This is a genomic window from Paracidovorax wautersii (assembly GCF_900113035.1).
Lineage (GTDB): Bacteria > Pseudomonadota > Gammaproteobacteria > Burkholderiales > Burkholderiaceae_C > Paracidovorax > Paracidovorax wautersii.
In genome coordinates, this window is record NZ_FONX01000016.1 from 1 (window position 1) to 18448 (window position 18448).

Consider the following 18448-nt stretch of genomic DNA (forward strand, 5'->3'; position numbering starts at 1 on the left):
TTGGCGGAACCGCGGATGATCGGGGTGTCGTCGCCGGGGAAGTTGTACTTGTCCAGCAGTTCGCGGACTTCCATTTCCACCAGTTCCAGCAGTTCTTCGTCGTCCACCATGTCGCACTTGTTCAGGAACACGATGATGTAGGGCACGCCCACCTGACGAGCCAGCAGGATGTGCTCGCGGGTCTGGGGCATCGGGCCGTCAGCGGCCGAGCACACCAGGATGGCGCCGTCCATCTGGGCGGCGCCAGTGATCATGTTCTTGACGTAGTCGGCGTGGCCGGGGCAGTCCACGTGGGCGTAGTGGCGGTTGGCCGTTTCGTATTCCACGTGAGCGGTGTTGATGGTGATGCCGCGGGCCTTTTCTTCAGGAGCCGCGTCGATTTCGTCGTACTTCTTGGCTTCGCCGCCGAACTTGGCGGACAGCACCGTGGCGATCGCTGCCGTCAGCGTCGTCTTGCCATGGTCCACGTGGCCGATCGTGCCCACGTTGACGTGGGGCTTGGTACGTTCGAACTTACCTTTTGCCATTTTGAATCTCCAAAGAGCAATGCCTGTGTCAGGGTTTAACGTCTGCACTCGGTTGCTGAATCGTCCCGCACAGGGCAACAGGACGGCACCGGGTCGCAGATTGCAAGAATCTTGCTACTGAATTCATAGCTGCCAGCACACATAGGATGCGCGCTGGCAGCGTGTTTCTCTCGAAACCGCAGGGCCGGCCGCGTGAGCGGCCCGCCCTGCACGCGCCTTACTTGGCGCGAGCGGCCATGATGGCTTCGGACACGTTGCGAGGTGCTTCGCTGTAGTGCTTGAATTCCATCGTGTAGGTGGCACGGCCTTGCGTTGCGGAGCGCAGCGAGGTCGAGTAGCCGAACATTTCGGACAGGGGGACTTCGGCCTTGATGACCTTGCCGCCGCCGACCATGTCGTCCATGCCCTGCACCATGCCGCGACGCGAGGACAGGTCGCCCATCACGGTACCGGCGTAGTCTTCAGGCGTCTCGACTTCCACGGCCATCATGGGCTCGAGGATGACGGGACCGGCCTTCTTGCAGCCTTCCTTGAAGCCGAAGATGGCAGCCATCTTGAACGCCAGTTCGTTCGAGTCCACATCGTGGTACGAACCGAAGTGCAGCGTGACCTTGACGTCCACCACCGGGTAGCCGGCCAGCACGCCTTGCGTCACGGCTTCGTTGAAGCCCTTTTCCACGGCCGGGATGAATTCGCGAGGAACCACACCGCCCTTGATGGCATCGACGAATTCGTTGCCCTTGCCGGCTTCGTTCGGCTCGATCTTGAGCACGACGTGGCCGTACTGGCCCTTGCCGCCGGACTGGCGCACGAACTTGCCTTCGGCTTCTTCCACCGTCTTGCGGATGGTTTCGCGGTAGGCCACCTGGGGCTTGCCCACGTTGGCTTCCACGCCGAATTCGCGCTTCATGCGGTCCACGATGATTTCCAGGTGGAGCTCACCCATGCCGGCGATCAGGGTCTGGCCCGATTCTTCGTCGGTCTTGACGCGGAACGACGGATCTTCGGCGGCCAGGCGCTGCAGGGCGATGCCCATCTTTTCCTGGTCGGTCTTGGTCTTGGGTTCGACGGCCTGCGTGATCACGGGCTCGGGGAACACCATGCGCTCCAGGATGATCTGGGATTCGAGATCGCTCAGCGTTTCGCCGGTCGTCACGTCCTTCAGGCCCACGCAGGCAGCGATGTCGCCGGCACGGATTTCTTCGACTTCGATCCGCTCGTTGGCGTGCATCTGCACGATACGGCCGATACGCTCCTTCTTGCCCTTGATCGAGTTGTAGACGGTGTCGCCCTTGGTCAGCACGCCGGAATAGACGCGCACGAAGGTCAGCTGGCCCACGAACGGGTCGGTCATCAGCTTGAAAGCCAGCGCGGAGAACTTCTCGCTGTCATCCGCCTTGCGGGTCACGGGGTTTTCGTCTTCGTCGGTACCCTTGACGTCCTCGATGTCCGTCGGCGCCGGCAGATAGTCGATCACGGCGTCCAGCATGCGCTGCACGCCCTTGTTCTTGAACGCGGTGCCGCACAGCATCGGCTGGATCTCGGTGGCGATGGTGCGCGTGCGCAGGCCTGCCTTGATCTCTTCCTCGGAGAGGTCACCCTCTTCCAGGTACTTGTTCATCAGCTCTTCGGAGGCTTCGGCAGCGGCCTCGACCATCTTCTCGCGCCATTCCTTGGCGGACTCGACGAGTTCGGCAGGGATGTCCTTGTATTCGAACTTCATGCCCTGGGAAGCTTCGTCCCAGATGATGGCCTTCATCTTCAGCAGATCGACCACGCCGGTGAAGTTGTCTTCGGCGCCGATCGGGATCACCACGGGCACGGGGTTGGCCTTCAGGCGCAGACGCATCTGGTCATAGACCTTGAAGAAGTTGGCGCCGGTACGGTCCATCTTGTTGACGAACGCGAGACGGGGCACCTTGTACTTGTTGGCCTGGCGCCAGACGGTTTCCGACTGGGGCTGCACGCCACCCACGGCGCAGTACACCATGCAGGCGCCGTCCAGCACGCGCATGGAACGCTCCACCTCGATGGTGAAGTCCACGTGGCCGGGGGTGTCGATGATGTTGAAGCGGTGCTCGGGGTAGGACATGTCCATGCCCTTCCAGAAGCAGGTCGTGGCAGCCGACGTGATCGTGATGCCGCGCTCTTGTTCCTGCTCCATCCAGTCCATGGTGGCAGCGCCGTCGTGAACTTCACCGATCTTGTGGTTCACACCGGTGTAGAACAGGATACGTTCGGTCGTCGTGGTCTTGCCAGCGTCGATGTGGGCCGAGATACCGATGTTGCGGTAGCGCTCGATGGGGGTCTTGCGTGCCATGATGTTTCTTTCGTTTAACGGCCAAGAGCCCGCCCGCCAATGGATGTTGGCAGGTCGGGCTCCCAGCCTTCGAGATATGAGGACGAAACTCGGACTTAGAAGCGGAAGTGGCTGAATGCCTTGTTGGCTTCGGCCATCCGGTGCACTTCGTCACGGCGCTTCATCGCACCGCCACGGCCTTCGGTGGCTTCCAGCAGCTCGTTGGCCAGGCGTTGCGCCATCGACTTCTCACCGCGCTTGCGGGCGGCTTCCTTGATCCAGCGCATCGACAGGGCCAGACGACGCACGGGGCGCACTTCGACGGGCACCTGGTAGTTGGCACCGCCAACGCGGCGGGACTTCACTTCGACCATGGGCTTCACATTGTTGATGGCAACGGTGAAGGCTTCCAGGGGGTCCTTGTCGGGATGCTTCTTCTCGATCAGTTCCAGGGCACCGTAGATGATGCGCTCTGCAACTGCCTTCTTGCCGCCTTCCATGATCACGTTCATGAATTTGGACAGCTCGACGTTGCCGAACTTCGGGTCCGGCAGGATTTCACGTTTGGGGACTTCGCGACGACGTGGCATTTTTCACCTCTATCTTTGCTTCAGTTGGCGCCCTTCCAGGCACCGCGAGAGTCAGCAGGACTCCCACTTACTCGACCCGCGCAGAACGTCTGCGTTTGGGGTCACTACGCTGCTTCACCGCGCCACGCGGGAACAGCACCGAAAATTCTTGTGCAGAAAGCGCAGGGCTTACTTGGCCTTGGGCTTCTTGGCACCGTACTTGGAGCGCGCTTGCTTGCGGTCTTTCACGCCTTGCAAGTCGAGCGAGCCACGCACGATGTGGTAACGCACACCGGGCAAGTCCTTGACACGGCCGCCGCGGACCAGCACCACGCTGTGTTCCTGCAGGTTGTGGCCTTCGCCGCCGATGTAGGAGATGACTTCGAAGCCGTTGGTCAGGCGCACCTTGGCGACCTTACGCAGAGCGGAGTTAGGCTTCTTGGGCGTCGTGGTGTACACACGGGTGCACACGCCACGGCGCTGAGGAGAGTTTTCCATCGCGGGGCTCTTGGACTTGGTCTTTTCGACCTCGCGCCCCTGACGGACCAGTTGATTGATGGTTGGCATTGAAATACGTCCCTAAACGTGAAATGTTTCGTGTAAGCCGTGACGGCTTCGTGAACACGAAAACGCGTGAATCCCTTCGGAAATTCCGAAAAGCCTTCTAATGTAGCAGGTCAGCCCCTGGGAGGCAATCCGTACAGGCTTGATGGCGTGACCCGCCCCAAGCATTTTCCGACGTCCACGGCAAAACGCCCGCGCTGCAGGCAGGGCGGGCGTTCCAAGGGCCAGGGGCGCCCCGCCCTTGCAGGCGAGGCAGCGCGGGGCTGCTGGCTTGCTTACTTACTTGATCCAGAGGCGGATGGCGTCCCAGGCGCGGCCGAAGATGCCAGCCTGCTCGACGGGCTCCAGCGCCACCAGCGGCACTTCGGCGATCTGCTGCTCGCCCAGCGAGACCTTGAGCGTGCCCACCGACTGGCCCTGCGTGAACGGGGCCACCAGCGGGTCCTGGCGCACGATCTGCGTGGTGACCTTGCCGGCGCTGCCCGAGGGAACGGTGACGACGATGGCTTCGGGGCGGCCGATCTTGAGCGTGTTCTGCTTGCCCTTCCAGACGGCCGGCGTGGCGACCGGCTGGCCGGCGTCGAACAGCTTGACCGCGTCGAAGGCCGTGTAGCCCCAGTTCAGCAGCTTCTGGCTTTCGTTGGCGCGGGCGCTTTCGCTGGCCGTGCCCAGCACGATGGAGAGCAGGCGGCGCTGGCCGACGTTGGGGAATTCACGCTTGGCCGTGGCCACCAGGCAGTAGCCGGCGGCCGCCGTGTGGCCGGTCTTCAGGCCGTCCACCGTGGGATCGCGGAACAGCAGCGCATTGCGGTTGTTGCCGTTGGAAGGGGGCGTGCCCGGATACGCGTAGTGCTTGGTCGCGTAGTAGTGCATGTACTCCGGGAAGTCCTTCATCAGCCGCGTGGCGAGGATGCTCAGGTCGCGCGCGGTGGTGACGTGGCCGGGCTCGGTCAGGCCTTCGGGGTTCTTGTAGGCCGTGTTCTTCATGCCCAGGGCCTGGGCCTGGTCGTTCATCAGCTTGACGAAGTTCTCGGCCGTGCCGCCCACGCCTTCGGCCAGGGCCATGGTGGCGTCGTTGCCGGACTGCACGATCATGCCCTTGATGAGGTCCTCGACCGGCACCTGCATCTTGGGGTCGATGAACATGCGCGAGCCGGGCATCTTCCAGGCGCGCACGCTCACGGGCAGCTTCTGATCCAGCGTGATCTTCTTGGCGCGCAGCGCGTCGAACACCAGGTAGGCGCTCATGAGCTTGGTGAGCGAGGCCTGCTCGACGGGCGCGTCGATGTCCTTGGCCGCCAGCACCTGGTTGGCCGTCACGTCCAGCAGCAGGTAGTTGCGCGCGGCGATCTCGGGCGGCTGGGGCGCCTGCACCTGGGCCCAGAGCACGGCGGGCGCGAGCAGGGCCGCGCCGACGAGGTTTCGCAACGATGGCATGAAGGACTGGATGGAGATTTGCACTTGGATCGAAAGGGAGAAAGGGAAAGAGGAAAGAGCGAGGCGGAGCGGAACGCGGCGCGCCGGAAGCGGCCGCGCGGGCCGCCTCACAGGCGGGATTGAAGGTGGCGCACCACCAGGTTCTTGAGCAGCGGCAATTGTCCGTGAAAGAAATGGCCGCCCCCGGGCACGACGGTAACGGGCAGTATCTGCGGGCGCGCCCAGTCCATCACCGAGGCGAGGGGCACCGTGTCGTCGGCCTCGCCGTGCACGACCAGGGTGCGCAGGTGGGCCTCGGGCGGCACGGGCGCGACGCTGAAGCGGCTGGCGGCGGTGCCGACCAGCACGGCGCGGTCGATGTCGGCCTCGCGCTCGGCCCAGAGGCGCGCCAGCGCGTGGCTGGTGACGAAGGCGCCGAACGAGAAACCGGCCAGCGCCAGCGTCCCCTGCGGCGCCACCTGCCGCACCACGGCCAGCAGGTCTTCGAGCTCGCCCCGGCCTTCGTCGTAGGCACCGGCCGTGGCGCCCACGCCCCGGAAGTTGAAGCGCACCGCCGTCCAGCCGCTGGCGACGAAGGCGCGCGCCAGCGTCTGCACGACCTTGTTGTCCATGGTGCCGCCGAAGAGCGGATGCGGATGGGCGATGACGGCCACGCCGCGGGCGCTGCCGCCCTCGGGCACCGTGGCCGCATCGCGCACGGCCTCGATGGCACCGGCGGGGCCTTCCAGGGTCAGGCGTTCAGTCTGGGCGTTCAATTTTTACTACCAATTCAATAGCAATCCGCCCGAGTCGAACCAGGGCTGGATGCCGAAAACTCTTGAGGAAGATATCTGCGTCGCCAGCGGGGACAGAGCCCGTTTCAGCGGCCAAGTTCCGGCGGCGTGAGCAGGCGTTCGACGATCTGGCCGTTCTTCAGGTGCGATTCGACGATCTCGTCGATGTCGCCGTTGTCCACGAAGGTGTACCAGGTGCCTTCGGGATAGACCACGGCGATGGGGCCGCCCGCGCAGCGGTCCAGGCAGCCGGCCTTGTTCACGCGCACCTTGCCGGGGCCGGAGAGCTTGGCCGCCTTGACCTGCGCCTTGCAGTGGTCGAAGGCCGCCTGGGCGCCGTAGTGCGCGCAGCTGGATTCGCCGTTGGTGCGGTCGTTCAGGCAGAAGAAGATGTGGCGTTCGTAGTAGCCGGGGACAGCGGGCGCCGGAGCCGCTGCCGCCAGGGGCTGGGTAGGGGTGTCGCTCATGGCGGCATTCTAGGACGGGCCCTGCGGCGGCCCCTGCGGGGCGGGCGGGACGAGCGGCGCCTCCCGCTCGCGGCTGGAGACGCGCAGCAGCACATAGGCCAGCGCGGCGTAGGGCCATAGCCAGCCCAGCCACTGGCCCAGCCCGAAGAAGCGTATGAACCGCCCCTGCTCCCAGGCCTGCAGCGTTTCGGCGAAGTAGGCGCTGGTGGGCGCCTGGTTCAGCAGGTTCAGGTGCAGCGCCAGCGCCAGCAGCAGCAGGGCCGCGCAGGCGCGCCGGGGCACGCCGACCAGCAGCAGCGCGACGCCCAGGCCGGCCGCCACGCCCAGCTCCGCCGGCAGCGTGATCCACTCCCAGGCATGGGTGGGGCCCCAGCTCATGGCCGCCGACAGCGCCGTGGCCGCCACGCCGACCGCGACGATGCCCACCGAGAAGACCGCGCGCCGGCCCAGGTGCCGCACCACGCAGTAGCCCAGCAGGCAGGGGATGAGCACGCCCAGCAGCACGGCGAGCAGTTCGGCCGCGGGCGAGAGCGGCTCCAGCGGCTCGGTGCGCAGCGGCAGCCAGTCGAGGAACGGGGTGTCGTCCAGCCAGTCGGCCAGGCCGGTTTCGAGCCGCTCCCACATCTGCCCCAGGCCGAAGGGCACGGCGGCCGGGAACAGCAGCGCCATGGGCCAGAGCGCCAGCAGCACCAGGGCGCCGCGCGCATCGGCCACGAACCAGCGCGCGCGCAGCCGGTTCCAGCGGGCGATGGCGCCCAGCCGCTCCAGCAGCCAGGCCAGCAGCGCGCCCAGCAGGGTGCCGGCGGCGTTGAGCGCCAGGTCCATGTTGGAGGGCACGCGGCGCGGCAGGTAGATCTGCAGGAATTCCATCGACAGCGACAGCAGCGTGCCGGCCGCCACCGCCAGCACGACGGCCAGGCGCGGCCAGCCGCTGCGCAGCATGGCCAGCACCAGCAGAAAGCCCAGCGGCGCGTAGCCGGCCACGTTGATGTTGACGTCGAACCACGTCCAGTAGGGCGGCGGCAGCGGCGCGCTCAGGAACACCCAGGGCGAGATGCCCTGGCCGCGCCAGCCCTCGAACGGGAACAGGCTGGCGAAGACGATCAGCGCCGCATAGAGCAGCGCCAGGGGCCAGGCGGAGGTCTTGTGCATCGGGGAGCGCCTCGGTTCCCGCGCCGGGGAACGGTCAGAACGGCTTGACCACCACCAGCACCACGGCGGCCGTCAGCAGCAGCACGGGCACCTCGTTGAACCAGCGGAACCAGCGGTGGCTGCGCCGGCTCTCGCCGCGGATCAGCTTGCGCAGCAGCACGGCGCAGGTATGGTGGTAGCCCACGGCCAGCACCACGACGGCCAGCTTGGCGTGCATCCAGCCGTTGCCCGGGCCCCGGCCGATGCCGTAGCCCAGGTAGAGCCACAGGCCCAGGCCCAGCGCCGGCACGGCCAGCAAGGTGGTAAAGCGCAGCAGCTTGCGCGCCATGAGCAGCAGGCGCTCGCGCTCGGCCGACGAGCCGGGCGGCACCATGGCCAGATTGACGTAGATGCGCGGCAGGTAGAAGAGGCCCGCGAACCAGCTGGCCACGAAGATGATGTGGAAGGCTTTGACCCAGAGCATGCGGGCAGTGTACGGGCCGCAGCGCCCGCAGACCCTTACCGGGACAATGTGGCGCACAATTTCGGGCATGCATCTGTCCAGCCCCACCCCCTTCCCCGCCAACCGCCCGCGCCGCCTGCGCCGCGATGCCTTCACCCGCAACCTGGTGCGCGAGAACACGCTCACGCCGCACGACTTCATCTACCCGGTGTTCGTCCACGAGGGCACCAACCTGCGCCAGGCCGTGACTTCCATGCCCGGCGTGGACCGGCTGAGCCTGGACCTGCTGCTGCCCGTGGCCGAGGACTGCGTCAAGCTCGGCATCCCCGTGCTGGCGCTGTTCCCCTCGCTGGACCCGTCGCTCAAGACGCCCGACGGCAAGGAAGCGCTCAACCCCGACGGCCTGATCCCGCGCGTGGTGCGAGCGCTGAAGAAGGAATTCCCCGACCTGGGCGTGCTGACCGACGTGGCGCTCGACCCCTACACCAGCCACGGCCAGGACGGCGTGCTCGACGAAACCGGCTACATCATCAACGACGAGACGGTGGAGTTGCTGGTGGGCCAGGTGCTCGCGCATGCCGAGGCCGGCGTGGACATCGTCGCGCCCAGCGACATGATGGACGGGCGCATCGGCGCCGTCCGCGACGCGCTGGAAGCGCACGGCCACGTCCACACCCGCATCATGGCCTACAGCGCCAAGTACGCCAGCGCCTTCTACGGCCCCTTCCGCGACGCGGTGGGCACGCGCGGCGCCCTGGGCAAGGCCGACAAGAACGTCTATCAGATGGACCCGGCCAACACCGACGAGGCCCTGCGCGAAGTGGCGCTGGACATCGCCGAAGGCGCCGACATGGTCATGGTCAAGCCCGGCATGCCCTACCTGGACGTGGTGCGCCGCGTGAAGGACGAGTTCCGCGTGCCCACCTTCGCCTACCAGGTCAGCGGCGAATACGCCATGCTCAAGGCCGCCGCCGCCAACGGCTGGCTCGACCACGACGCGGTGATGATGGAAAGCCTGCTGGCCTTCAAGCGCGCGGGCGCGGACGGCGTGCTGACCTACTTCGCGCGGGATGCCGCCCGACTGCTGCGCCGCGCCTGACACTACTAAACTGGTAGCTGTCGGCGCCCACCGGACGGGCGCTGGAGCCCGTCTTGACTGATACCCCTTCCGCCGCAGCCGGCGCCATCCGCGTCTTCCACATCGAGCCCGGCAGCGTGCGCGAGCTGCCCGAGCTGCCCGCCGCGCCGCCCGCGCGCGGCTTCTTCTGGATCGCCTGCACCCGCCCGGCCTTCGGCGCCTCGCTGCCCCGGCTGCAGACCGTGCTGCAGGCCACCGCCGGGCTGCAGCTGGTGGACCTGCACGTCTCCGACCTGCTGAACGCGCAGCTGCCTTCGCACTACGACTACACCTCGCAGTACGACGTGCTGGTCTTTCGCCGCCTCACCGCCACGCAGTGCGCCACCGCCGTGCCCCCGGGCGCAGGCCAAGCAGCAGCGCTGGACAGCCGCGGCGGCCCGCCGGTGCTGCGGCGCATCGACACCAGCCCCGTGGGCTTTGCCGTGTTCGACCAGGTGCTGCTCACCGTCCACCCCGAAGACTGCACCGTGCGCGACGCCTTCGCCGCGCGCCTGCTGGCGCCGCCCCAACCTGTGGCGGCGGCCTCGGCCTCCGCCGGCTCCATGGGGCTGCACCAGCCGCCCGGCCTGGCGGCGTCACAGGCCGGCGCCTCGGAAACCGCCGCGCGCGACCTGCGCAACGCCCCGGTGGCCAACGGCCGCCTGCCGGCCAGCCCGGCCGACCTGATGCTGCGCGTGGTCAACCTGATCGTGGACAACTACCTCGACCTGCGCCGCGAGCTCTCGCGCCAGCTCGACCACTGGCAGGCCGAGTTGCTCAAGCCCCGCGCACGCTTCGCCAACTGGAGCGCGCTGCTCGACGCCCGCCTGACCCTGCACCAGCTCGACGAGATCTGCGAGGACCAGCGCGCCGCCGTGCAGGACTGGGTGGACACGCTGGAGACCTGGACGCCGCCCGACACCATGGCCGCGCTGCGCGAGCTGGACCTGCTCAAGGTCCGCAGCCGCGACGTGCTGGAGCACATCGAGCGGGTGGTGCACCACGTGCGCCGGCTCGAACAGAGCACCGAAACCGCGGTGCAGATGCACTTCAGCGTGCAGAGCAACCGCACCAACGACATCATGCGCACCCTCACGGCCCTCACCGCCGTGTTCCTGCCGCTCAACCTGATCGCCGGCATCTTCGGCATGAACTTCGAATTCATCCCCCTCGTCCACAAGCAGGACGGGTTCTGGTGGGCCATGGGTTCGATGACGGTGATCGCCGTCGCGCTCATCGCGCTCTTCTGGCGCAAGCGCTACCTGGCGCGCACCGGGCAACACTGACGGAGCGGGCGCTCGCAACCCTCGCCACGATCGGCGCGCCCTGCTGCACGCCCATCCGCCGTGCAGCAGGGCGCCAGCCCCGGCGGTTCACGGGCATCCGGCATTAACCCTGACGCCATATCAGCCATGCCAAACACTGCCGGAACATTAATTGTCTAGTCAATTAATATCGGCAGCATGAATTCCACCTCCGAAGACATCTCCGTCTATCTGGACCGCCAGTTGCCCGCGCCGCACCCCGTGGAGCAGCACATGGGCTACCAGCTGCGGCGCATCGTGACGCTGCTGACCGCCCACATCGACCGGCAGGTCGAGCCCCTGGGCCTGACCGATGCCCAGTGGAAACCGCTGCTGCGCCTGCTGCTGGACCAGACCGGCACCGTGGCCGCGCTGGCGCGCATCTGCCAGCTGGACGCGGGCGGCATGACGCGCCTGCTCGACCGGCTGGAAACCAAGGGCCTGGTGCGCCGCGAGCGTTCCCAGGAAGACCGCCGCGTCGTCAACCTCGAACTGACCGACGAAGGCCGCGCCGCCGCGCAGCAGCTGCCGGACCTGCTGCTGGGCATGCAGCGCTCCATGCTCCAGGGCTTCAGCGCCGAGGAAGAAGCGCAGCTGCGCGGCTACCTCGCACGCCTCTACGACAACGTCAAGACGCTCGACCCCGGCCACGACGCCGGCCCGGGCGCCTGAGGCGCAGCGCCGCAGCCCACCCGCCTTTCTCCCTGAGCACAACAGCATGAAAAACCAGCTCCAACCCTCCTCCCAGCCCGCCAGCGCCGCCGATGCCTCGTCGGCCGCCACGCCGGCACGCGGCCGCCTGCAGGGCGCCGCGCTCTACTTCGCCACGCTGGCGCTGGCCATCGCCGCCCTGCCCGGGCTGACCGGCTGCGCCGACATGTCCGGCATCGCCTCGCACGCCACGATGCGCGACGCCGCCTCGCTGGGCCTGGGCACGGCCACGCCCGCCGCCCCGGGCACGCTGCAGGTCGATGCCGCCGTGCCGGCCGACTGGTGGCGCGGCTTCGGCGATGCGCAGCTCGATGCGCTGATCGACCGCGCCCTCGCCAACAATCCCAGCCTGAAGCAGGCCGAGGCCCGCGTGGCGCGCGCCAATGCCTTCACCGAATCGGCCCGCGCCAACGACGGCCCGCGCCTGACCGGCAGCCTGGACGTGAACCGCCAGCTCTACAGCGCCAACGGCCCCTACCCGCCGCCGCTGGCCGGCAACATCTACAACAGCGGCACGGCGCGCCTGACCGGCAGCTGGGAGATCGACTTCTTCGGCGAGCACCGCGCCGCCCTGCAGGCCGCGCTGGGCACGGCCAACGCCGCGCAGGCCGAGGCCCAGTCCGCCCGCCTGCTGCTGGCCGCCAACGTGGCGCGCAGCTATATCCAGTGGGCCCGCCTGCAGGCCCAGCTGGCCGTGGCCGAACGCACGCTGGCCCAGCGCAGCGAAACCCTGAAGCTGGTGCAGGACCGTTTCACCGCCGGGCTCGACACGCAACTGGAACGCCGCCAGGCCGAAGGCGGCCTGCCCGAGGCGCGCCAGCAGATCGAGGCCCTGCGCGAGCAGATGGCCCTGGCCCGCAATGCGCTGGGCGCCCTGGTGGGTGACCCGAATGCGGCGCAGGCCCTGGCAGCGCCTTCGCTGGATGCTCTGCATTCCGTAGCAAGCCCGACGCGCCTGCCGGCCGACCTGCTGGGCCGCCGGCCCGACGTGGCCGCCGCCCGCTGGCGTGTGGAGGCCGCCACGCAGGACGTGGCCGTGGCGCGCGCGCAGTTCTATCCCAACGTGAACCTCACGGCCTTCCTGGGCCTTTCGACCATCGGGCTGGACAACTTCGCCCGGGCGGGCAGCAAGGAATGGGGCGTGGGCCCGGCCATCCGCCTGCCGATCTTCGACGCGGGCCGCCTGCGCGCCAACCTGCGCGGCAAGTCAGCCGACCTGGATGCCGCGGTGGAGAGCTACAACGCTGCCCTGCTCGACGCGGTGCATGACGCGGCCGACCAGATCGCATCCTCCGGCGCCATCGACCGCCAGATCGCCGAGCAGCGCCAGGCGCAGCAGGCCGCCGAATCCGCCTGGGCCCTGGCCCGCGAGCGCTACCAGGCCGGCCTGGGCAACTACCTGAACGTGCTCTCGGCCGAGACCGCCGTGCTGGCCCAGCGCCGGCAGGCCGTGGACCTGGCCGCCCGCCGGCTCGACACCCAGGTGGCGCTGATGCGCGCACTGGGCGGCGGCTGGCAGGACGGCGCGCAGCCCGCCGCGGGCGCCATCCCCGCCACAGCGGCAACGGCGACGACCGCAGCCGCCACCACCGCGCCCTGACGGCGCCTCACCCTCACCGACCAGTGGCCCGAAGCGGCACACGACACGACCGGCCCGACGCCCCGCATCTCCCCTTCTTTCCCAGACATCCATCATGAACGACGCATCGCAACCCTCTTCCTCCTCGCCGGCAGACAAGAAGGCCTCCCGCCGCAAGGCGCTCCTGACGCTGGCCGCCGTGGTCGTGCTGGCCGGCGCCGGCGCCGCCGTCTATGACTGGCTGGTCGCCAGCCACTACGAGGACACCGACAACGCCTACGTGCAGGGCAACCTGATCCAGATCACGCCCCAGACGGGCGGCACCGTCATGGCCATCCTGGCCGACGACACCGACTTCGTGAAGGCCGGCTCGCCCCTGGTGCAGCTGGACCCGGCCGACGCCCGCGTGGCCCTGCAGCAGGCCGAGGCCAACCTGGCCCAGGCCGTGCGCCAGGTGCGCACGCTCTACGTGAACAACAGCGCGCTGTCCGCGCAGATCCGCCTGCGCGAGGCCGACGTGGCCCGCGCCCAGTCGGACCTGAGCCGCGCGCAGGACGACCTGCGCCGCCGGCAGTCGCTGTCGGGCAACGGCGCCGTCTCCAAGGAAGAGCTGGACCACGCCCGCAGCCAAGTGGATTCGGCCCGCACCGCGCTGGCCGCAGCGCAAGCCGGTGCCGCCGCCGCGCGTGACCAGCTGACCAGCAACCAGTCGCTCACCCAGGGCCTGGCCGTCAAGCAGCACCCCAGCGTGCAGGCCGCCGCCGCCAAGGTGCGCGAGGCCTACCTCGCCGAGCGCCGTACCGAGCTGCCCGCCCCGGTGGATGGCTACGTCGCCCGCCGCACCGTGCAGCTGGGCCAGCGCGTGGCCCCGGGCGCGCCGCTGATGACCATCGTGCCGCTGAGCGGCGTGTGGGTGGACGCGAACTTCAAGGAAAACCAGCTGCGCAACCTGCGCATCGGCCAGCCCGCCACCCTCACCGCCGACCTCTACGGCAAGAAGGTGGAATACACCGGCACCGTCGCCGGCCTGGGCGTGGGCACGGGTGCGGCCTTCGCGCTGCTGCCCGCGCAGAACGCCACCGGCAACTGGATCAAGGTGGTGCAGCGCGTGCCGGTGCGCATCGCGCTCGACCCCGCCCAGCTCAAGGACCACCCGCTGCGCGTGGGCCTGTCGATGGACGTGACGGTGAACACCCAGCAGCGCGACGGCGCCCTGCTGCCCACCACGCCGCGTTCCACGCCGGTGGCGCAGACTGCCGTCTATGGCGGCCTGGACGAAGGCGCCAGCGCCGAGGTCGATCGCGTCATCGCCGCCAACCTGGGCACCGGCGCGGCCGGCCACTGATCGCAGGCAGGCACCACCATGGCATCGCCCGAACAACGCTCCCTGCCGCCGCCTCCGCTGGAAGGCAGCGCGCGCATGTGGGGCACGCTGGCCCTCTCGGCCGCGACCTTCATGAACGTGCTGGACACGTCCATCGCCAACGTGTCCCTGCCCGCCATCGCGGGCGACCTGGGCGTCAGCCCCACGCAGGGCACCTGGGTCATCACCAGCTTCGCGGTGGCCAACGCCATCGCCGTGCCGCTCACCGGCTGGCTGTCGCAGCGCTTCGGGCAGGTGCGCCTGTTCGTGGCCAGCGTCACGCTGTTCGTGATCGCCTCGCTCATGTGCGGCCTCGCGCCCAACATGGCCACGCTGATCGCGTTCCGCGCGCTGCAGGGCTTCGTCGCCGGGCCGATGATCCCGCTGTCGCAGTCGCTGCTGCTGTCGAGCTACCCCCGGGCGCTGGCCGGGCTGGCGATGGCGATGTGGTCCATGACCACGCTGATCGCGCCGGTGATGGGGCCGCTGCTGGGCGGCTGGATCACCGACAACATGAGCTGGCCGTGGATCTTCTACATCAACGTGCCGGTAGGCATCGGCGCGGTGCTGGTCACCTGGGCCATCTTCCACAAGCGCGAGACCGAGCGGCGCTCGCTGCCCATCGACTCCATCGGCCTGGCGCTGCTGGTGATCTGGGTGTCCGCCATGCAGGTGATGCTGGACATCGGCAAGGAACACGACTGGTTCGCCTCGCCCTGGGTGGTCGCCTGCTGCGTGGTCGCGGTGGTGGGCTTTCTGGCCTTCATGTTCTGGGAGCGCGGCGAGGACCATCCGGTGGTGGACCTCTCGCTCTTCAAGATCCGCAACTTCTGGGCCGGCGCGCTGGCCACTTCGGTGGGCTACGGCCTCTTCTTCGGCAACGTGGTGCTGCTGCCGCTCTGGCTGCAGCAGTACATGGGCTACACCGCCACGCAGGCCGGCGAGGTGCTGGCGCCGGTGGGCCTGCTGGCGCTGGTGCTCTCGCCCGTGGTGGGCAAGTACATCTCCAAGGTGGACCCGCGCCGCTTCGCCACGCTGGCCTTCCTGATCTTCGCGCTGGTGCTGTGGATGCGGTCGCGCTTCAACACGCAGGCCGACCTGACGACCATCATGGTGCCGACCATCATCCAGGGCATCGCCATGGCGTTCTTCTTCATCCCGCTGGTGACCATCACGCTCTCGGAGATCACGCCCGAGCGCATCCCGTCCGCCTCGGGGCTGTCGAACTTCATGCGGATCACGGCCGGCGCCATCGGCACATCGGTCTCGACCACGCTCTGGGAGCGCCGCGCGGAGCTGCACCATGCGCAGCTGACCGAGGGGCTGCAGCAAGGCGGCCTCGCCGTCACGCAGACGCTGCAGGGCCTGCAGGCCGGCGGCTTCACGCAGCAGCAGGCGCTGGGCCAGGTGGAGCGGCTGGTGAACCAGCAGGCCTTCATGCTGGCGGCCAACGACATCTTCTATGCGTCGGCCGTGCTGTTCCTGCTGCTGATTCCGCTGGTCTGGCTGGCGCACCCGGTGCGCGTGACCGAAGGCAGCGCCGACGCGGCCGCAGGCGCACACTGACGTCCGCCGGCGGGGCGGCAGCGCAGGGCCGCGGGAGGCGCTAACCTCGGCCCTCTTCCCTCCGCCCCCGCCACGCCGCACCATGACCGATTCCACCGCACACCAAGCCCCCACGCAGCTCGCCGCCTTCGGCCAGGCCCTGGAGGGGCTGCAGCAGGGCACGCTGGCGCCGCATGCCTTCAGCGCGCAGGTGCGCGATCTCTCCGCACTGCGCCAGGCCCTGCCGCCGCGCTACGACGAGGTGCTGCTGGGCCTGCTGGACCGGCTGGAATCCGGCGCGCTCTTCGCCGAGGAAAGCTGCTCGTTCAGCCAGCAGGACCTGATCGACAGCCTGCGCATGTGGGCCGGCAAGGCGGCCGGCGTGCTGGGAGCCTAAAAGCGGCCAACCCAACCCAACCCAACCCTGCTGGCGTCTTTGCCGCATCTGGTCGTACGACTCTCGTACTGCCTGCGATGCAGCGCCTCGTCAGAACCCCTTCGCTGGGTTTTGCCAGCCGCTCCATATAGATGAACAGCTGAACGGGCGAGCGGCTGGACGCGGGGCCCGCGCGCTCCGCCTGGTGCTGCACATTCCTGCATCGTCCGGCAGGGCGCAGCCGCCGCCCGCCGCCCGCTGCGGCCCAGCCCCGGCAGCCATCCCCGGGCAGGCCGGCGCTTTGCACGCCGGCATCCAAAGACGCGCCCAGCCCGCCTGCGCCAGGGGCTCGTGCACCGCGCCCATCTCCCGCCTTGGCAGCACACCGCCACCGGCGTGGACTTTCCGCCACGCAGGATGGGCTGTCACACCAATTTCACGCTAATTTCTTACAAATACAAACAATGCATGCAATAGCGTCCGTGCGCGCCATGCAGGGCCTTTCACGGAAAAAACCATACACCAACGACATGACCTCCCCCGCCAACACCCTTCCCCCTTCGCTGCGCCGTGCGCGGCTACCCCTGGCCGTCGCCCTGGCCCTGCCCGTGCTGCTGCTGGCCGCCTGCGGCGGCTCCGGCGACGGCAATGGCTCGACGGCTGCGGCCGAACAGCAAGGCCGCTGGACCACCGGCGACCTGCACACCCACACCGTGCAGTCCGACGATTCGCGCACCACGCAGACGCTGGACTTCCTGCTGGGCAAGGCCTTCACCAGCTACGGGCTGGACTGGATGGCGGTGACCAACCACCTGCGCTCGTCCAAGTACGACAACGCGGCCAACCTGCTGCCCGCGCCCAAGGCTTTTGCCTACGGCATGGAAAGCTACGAAATGCCGCGCATCAAGGCGCTGCAGGACGCCGGCAACTACAAGGGCAAGCTGATCTATTCGGCCTTCGAATGGGACATGCCCACGCATGACCACGTGGGCGTGGGCATCTTCGAAGGCGCCACCGGCAGCTGGAAGACCTCGGCCAACGCGGCCAAGGAATTCCAGTACCTCTTCACCACCGCCTCCGAATCGCTGTTCGACCCGGCCGACGTGGCCCGCTGGAAGACGCAGTACCCGCAGCGCTACAACCAGACCGGCGACGATGCCGTGAAGGCCATCGCCTGGCTGAAGGAAAAGTACCCGGACAACAGCTACGCGCTGATCAACCACCCCTCGCGCAACCCGAACAAATACACCATCGCCGACTTCCGCCAGATGAACGACCTGGCGCCCAAGATCGTGTTCGCCATCGAAGGCATGGTGGGCAACCAGCTCGAACCCGACCGCGGCGGCTACACCTCGGCCTACATCGACGCCAACAAGCCCAACCGCACCTACGGCGGCACCGACTACATCGTGGCCCAGCTGGGCGGCGTGTGGGACTCGCTGCTGGGCGAAGGCCGCCGCATCTGGAACATCGCCGACTCGGACTCGCACTTCGAGATCGACTCGAACAACAACAGCAGCGGCTACTACCCCGGCGAATACGCCAAGACCTACGTCTGGCAGAGCGCCAAGAACGAAGGCAACATCGGCGGCCTGGTGGACAGCCTGCGCTCGGGCCGCACCTTCGGCGTGTTCGGCGACCTGGTCAACGCGCTGGACTTCAACGTCTCGGCACTGAGCGGCAAGGCCGTCATGGGCCAGGAGATCCAGGCCATGCCCGGCGAGAGCGTGACGGTGCGCATCCGCTTCAAGAGCCCGCCCATCAACAACTACCAGCGCCCGGTCTCCAGCGGCAACCTGGGCAACATGACGCCCAAGGTGGACCACATCGACCTGATCGCCGGTGACGTGGGCCCGCGCGCGCAGCCCGGCACGCCCGCCTACCAGCAGGCCACCAACCCCAGCACCCGCGTGGTGCGCCGGTTCACCGCCGCCGACTGGAAGCAGGACGCCGAGGGCTACTACGTGATGGAACTGCCGATCACCATCGTCAAGAACCAGTACTTCCGCCTGCGCGGCACCAACGTGGGCGAGAACGTGGCCGGCCTCACCGCCAACGGCGAGCCGCTGTCCGACAAGGCCGTGACCACGTCGGACGACGCCAAGCGCCACGACCAGATCAACGACCGCAACTACGGCAACCTCTGGTTCTACTCCAACCCGATCTTCGTGTCGGTGCGCTGAGACCCGTCGAGGTGAATGCGAAAGGGGCGCTGCGGCGCCC

At 68.1% G+C, this 18448-nt stretch carries 17 protein-coding genes; 8 read left to right on the forward strand and 9 right to left on the reverse strand.

Annotation, left to right across the window (positions count from 1 at the left end; translation table 11 throughout):
- The 9 genes from BM070_RS19395 to BM070_RS19435 form a co-directional block, all read right to left on the reverse strand.
- Positions 1-527, reverse strand: a 527-nt coding sequence (locus BM070_RS19395) for a GTP-binding protein (protein WP_139222889.1), incomplete at its 3' end; no start/stop codon positions are given.
- A gap of 217 nt (positions 528-744) precedes the next feature.
- On the reverse strand, positions 745-2847 hold the full coding sequence (gene fusA / locus BM070_RS19400; RefSeq protein WP_092940998.1) for an elongation factor G: 2103 nt from the start codon (positions 2845-2847) through the stop codon (positions 745-747).
- A gap of 95 nt (positions 2848-2942) precedes the next feature.
- Entirely contained in the window at positions 2943-3416 is a 474-nt protein-coding gene (gene rpsG / locus BM070_RS19405; protein WP_056668881.1) for a 30S ribosomal protein S7, read from the reverse strand.
- Between the two features lie 168 nt (positions 3417-3584).
- Positions 3585-3962, reverse strand: coding sequence for a 30S ribosomal protein S12 (gene rpsL / locus BM070_RS19410; RefSeq protein ID WP_015012185.1), 378 nt, complete (start codon positions 3960-3962; stop codon positions 3585-3587).
- Positions 3963-4238: 276 nt separating this feature from the next.
- The gene (locus tag BM070_RS19415) at positions 4239-5396 is read right to left on the reverse strand and encodes a D-alanyl-D-alanine carboxypeptidase family protein (protein ID WP_092941156.1); all 1158 of its coding nucleotides are present in this window, start codon (positions 5394-5396) and stop codon (positions 4239-4241) included.
- A 107-nt stretch (positions 5397-5503) separates the two neighbouring features.
- Positions 5504-6151 carry an alpha/beta hydrolase gene (locus BM070_RS19420; RefSeq protein WP_092940999.1) on the reverse strand — a complete coding sequence of 216 codons (648 nt, stop codon included), beginning with the start codon at positions 6149-6151 and terminating at the stop codon, positions 5504-5506.
- Between the two features lie 104 nt (positions 6152-6255).
- Positions 6256-6636 (reverse strand): (2Fe-2S) ferredoxin domain-containing protein, encoded by a 381-nt coding sequence (locus BM070_RS19425; protein ID WP_092941000.1) that lies wholly within the window; start codon positions 6634-6636, stop codon positions 6256-6258.
- Between the two features lie 9 nt (positions 6637-6645).
- Positions 6646-7788, reverse strand: coding sequence for a VanZ family protein (locus BM070_RS19430; protein WP_092941001.1), 1143 nt, complete (start codon positions 7786-7788; stop codon positions 6646-6648).
- Positions 7789-7822: 34 nt separating this feature from the next.
- On the reverse strand, positions 7823-8251 hold the full coding sequence (locus BM070_RS19435; protein ID WP_092941002.1) for a CopD family protein: 429 nt from the start codon (positions 8249-8251) through the stop codon (positions 7823-7825).
- Between the two features lie 67 nt (positions 8252-8318).
- Here BM070_RS19435 and hemB point away from each other — a divergent pair, with 67 nt between their 5' ends.
- The 8 genes from hemB to BM070_RS19475 all read left to right on the forward strand — a co-directional run bounded on the left by hemB (position 8319) and on the right by BM070_RS19475 (position 18408).
- The gene (gene hemB, locus BM070_RS19440) at positions 8319-9329 is read left to right on the forward strand and encodes a porphobilinogen synthase (RefSeq protein WP_092941003.1); all 1011 of its coding nucleotides are present in this window, start codon (positions 8319-8321) and stop codon (positions 9327-9329) included.
- Between the two features lie 53 nt (positions 9330-9382).
- Positions 9383-10633, forward strand: a complete 1251-nt coding sequence (locus BM070_RS19445) for a magnesium transporter CorA family protein (RefSeq protein WP_092941004.1) — start codon at positions 9383-9385, stop codon at positions 10631-10633.
- A gap of 177 nt (positions 10634-10810) precedes the next feature.
- Positions 10811-11323: a MarR family winged helix-turn-helix transcriptional regulator gene (locus tag BM070_RS19450; RefSeq protein ID WP_092941005.1), complete on the forward strand. Its 513-nt coding sequence runs from the start codon at positions 10811-10813 to the stop codon at positions 11321-11323.
- A gap of 46 nt (positions 11324-11369) precedes the next feature.
- The gene (locus BM070_RS19455) at positions 11370-12962 is read left to right on the forward strand and encodes an efflux transporter outer membrane subunit (protein WP_092941006.1); all 1593 of its coding nucleotides are present in this window, start codon (positions 11370-11372) and stop codon (positions 12960-12962) included.
- 94 nt (positions 12963-13056) lie between these two features.
- Positions 13057-14286: an HlyD family secretion protein gene (locus tag BM070_RS19460; RefSeq protein ID WP_092941007.1), complete on the forward strand. Its 1230-nt coding sequence runs from the start codon at positions 13057-13059 to the stop codon at positions 14284-14286.
- A gap of 18 nt (positions 14287-14304) precedes the next feature.
- On the forward strand, positions 14305-15870 hold the full coding sequence (locus BM070_RS19465; RefSeq protein ID WP_092941008.1) for a DHA2 family efflux MFS transporter permease subunit: 1566 nt from the start codon (positions 14305-14307) through the stop codon (positions 15868-15870).
- 82 nt (positions 15871-15952) lie between these two features.
- Entirely contained in the window at positions 15953-16246 is a 294-nt protein-coding gene (locus BM070_RS19470) for a hypothetical protein (RefSeq protein WP_092941009.1), read from the forward strand.
- A 509-nt stretch (positions 16247-16755) separates the two neighbouring features.
- Positions 16756-18408: a CehA/McbA family metallohydrolase domain-containing protein gene (locus BM070_RS19475; protein WP_092941010.1), complete on the forward strand. Its 1653-nt coding sequence runs from the start codon at positions 16756-16758 to the stop codon at positions 18406-18408.
- The last annotated feature ends 40 nt before the right edge of the window (positions 18409-18448 follow it).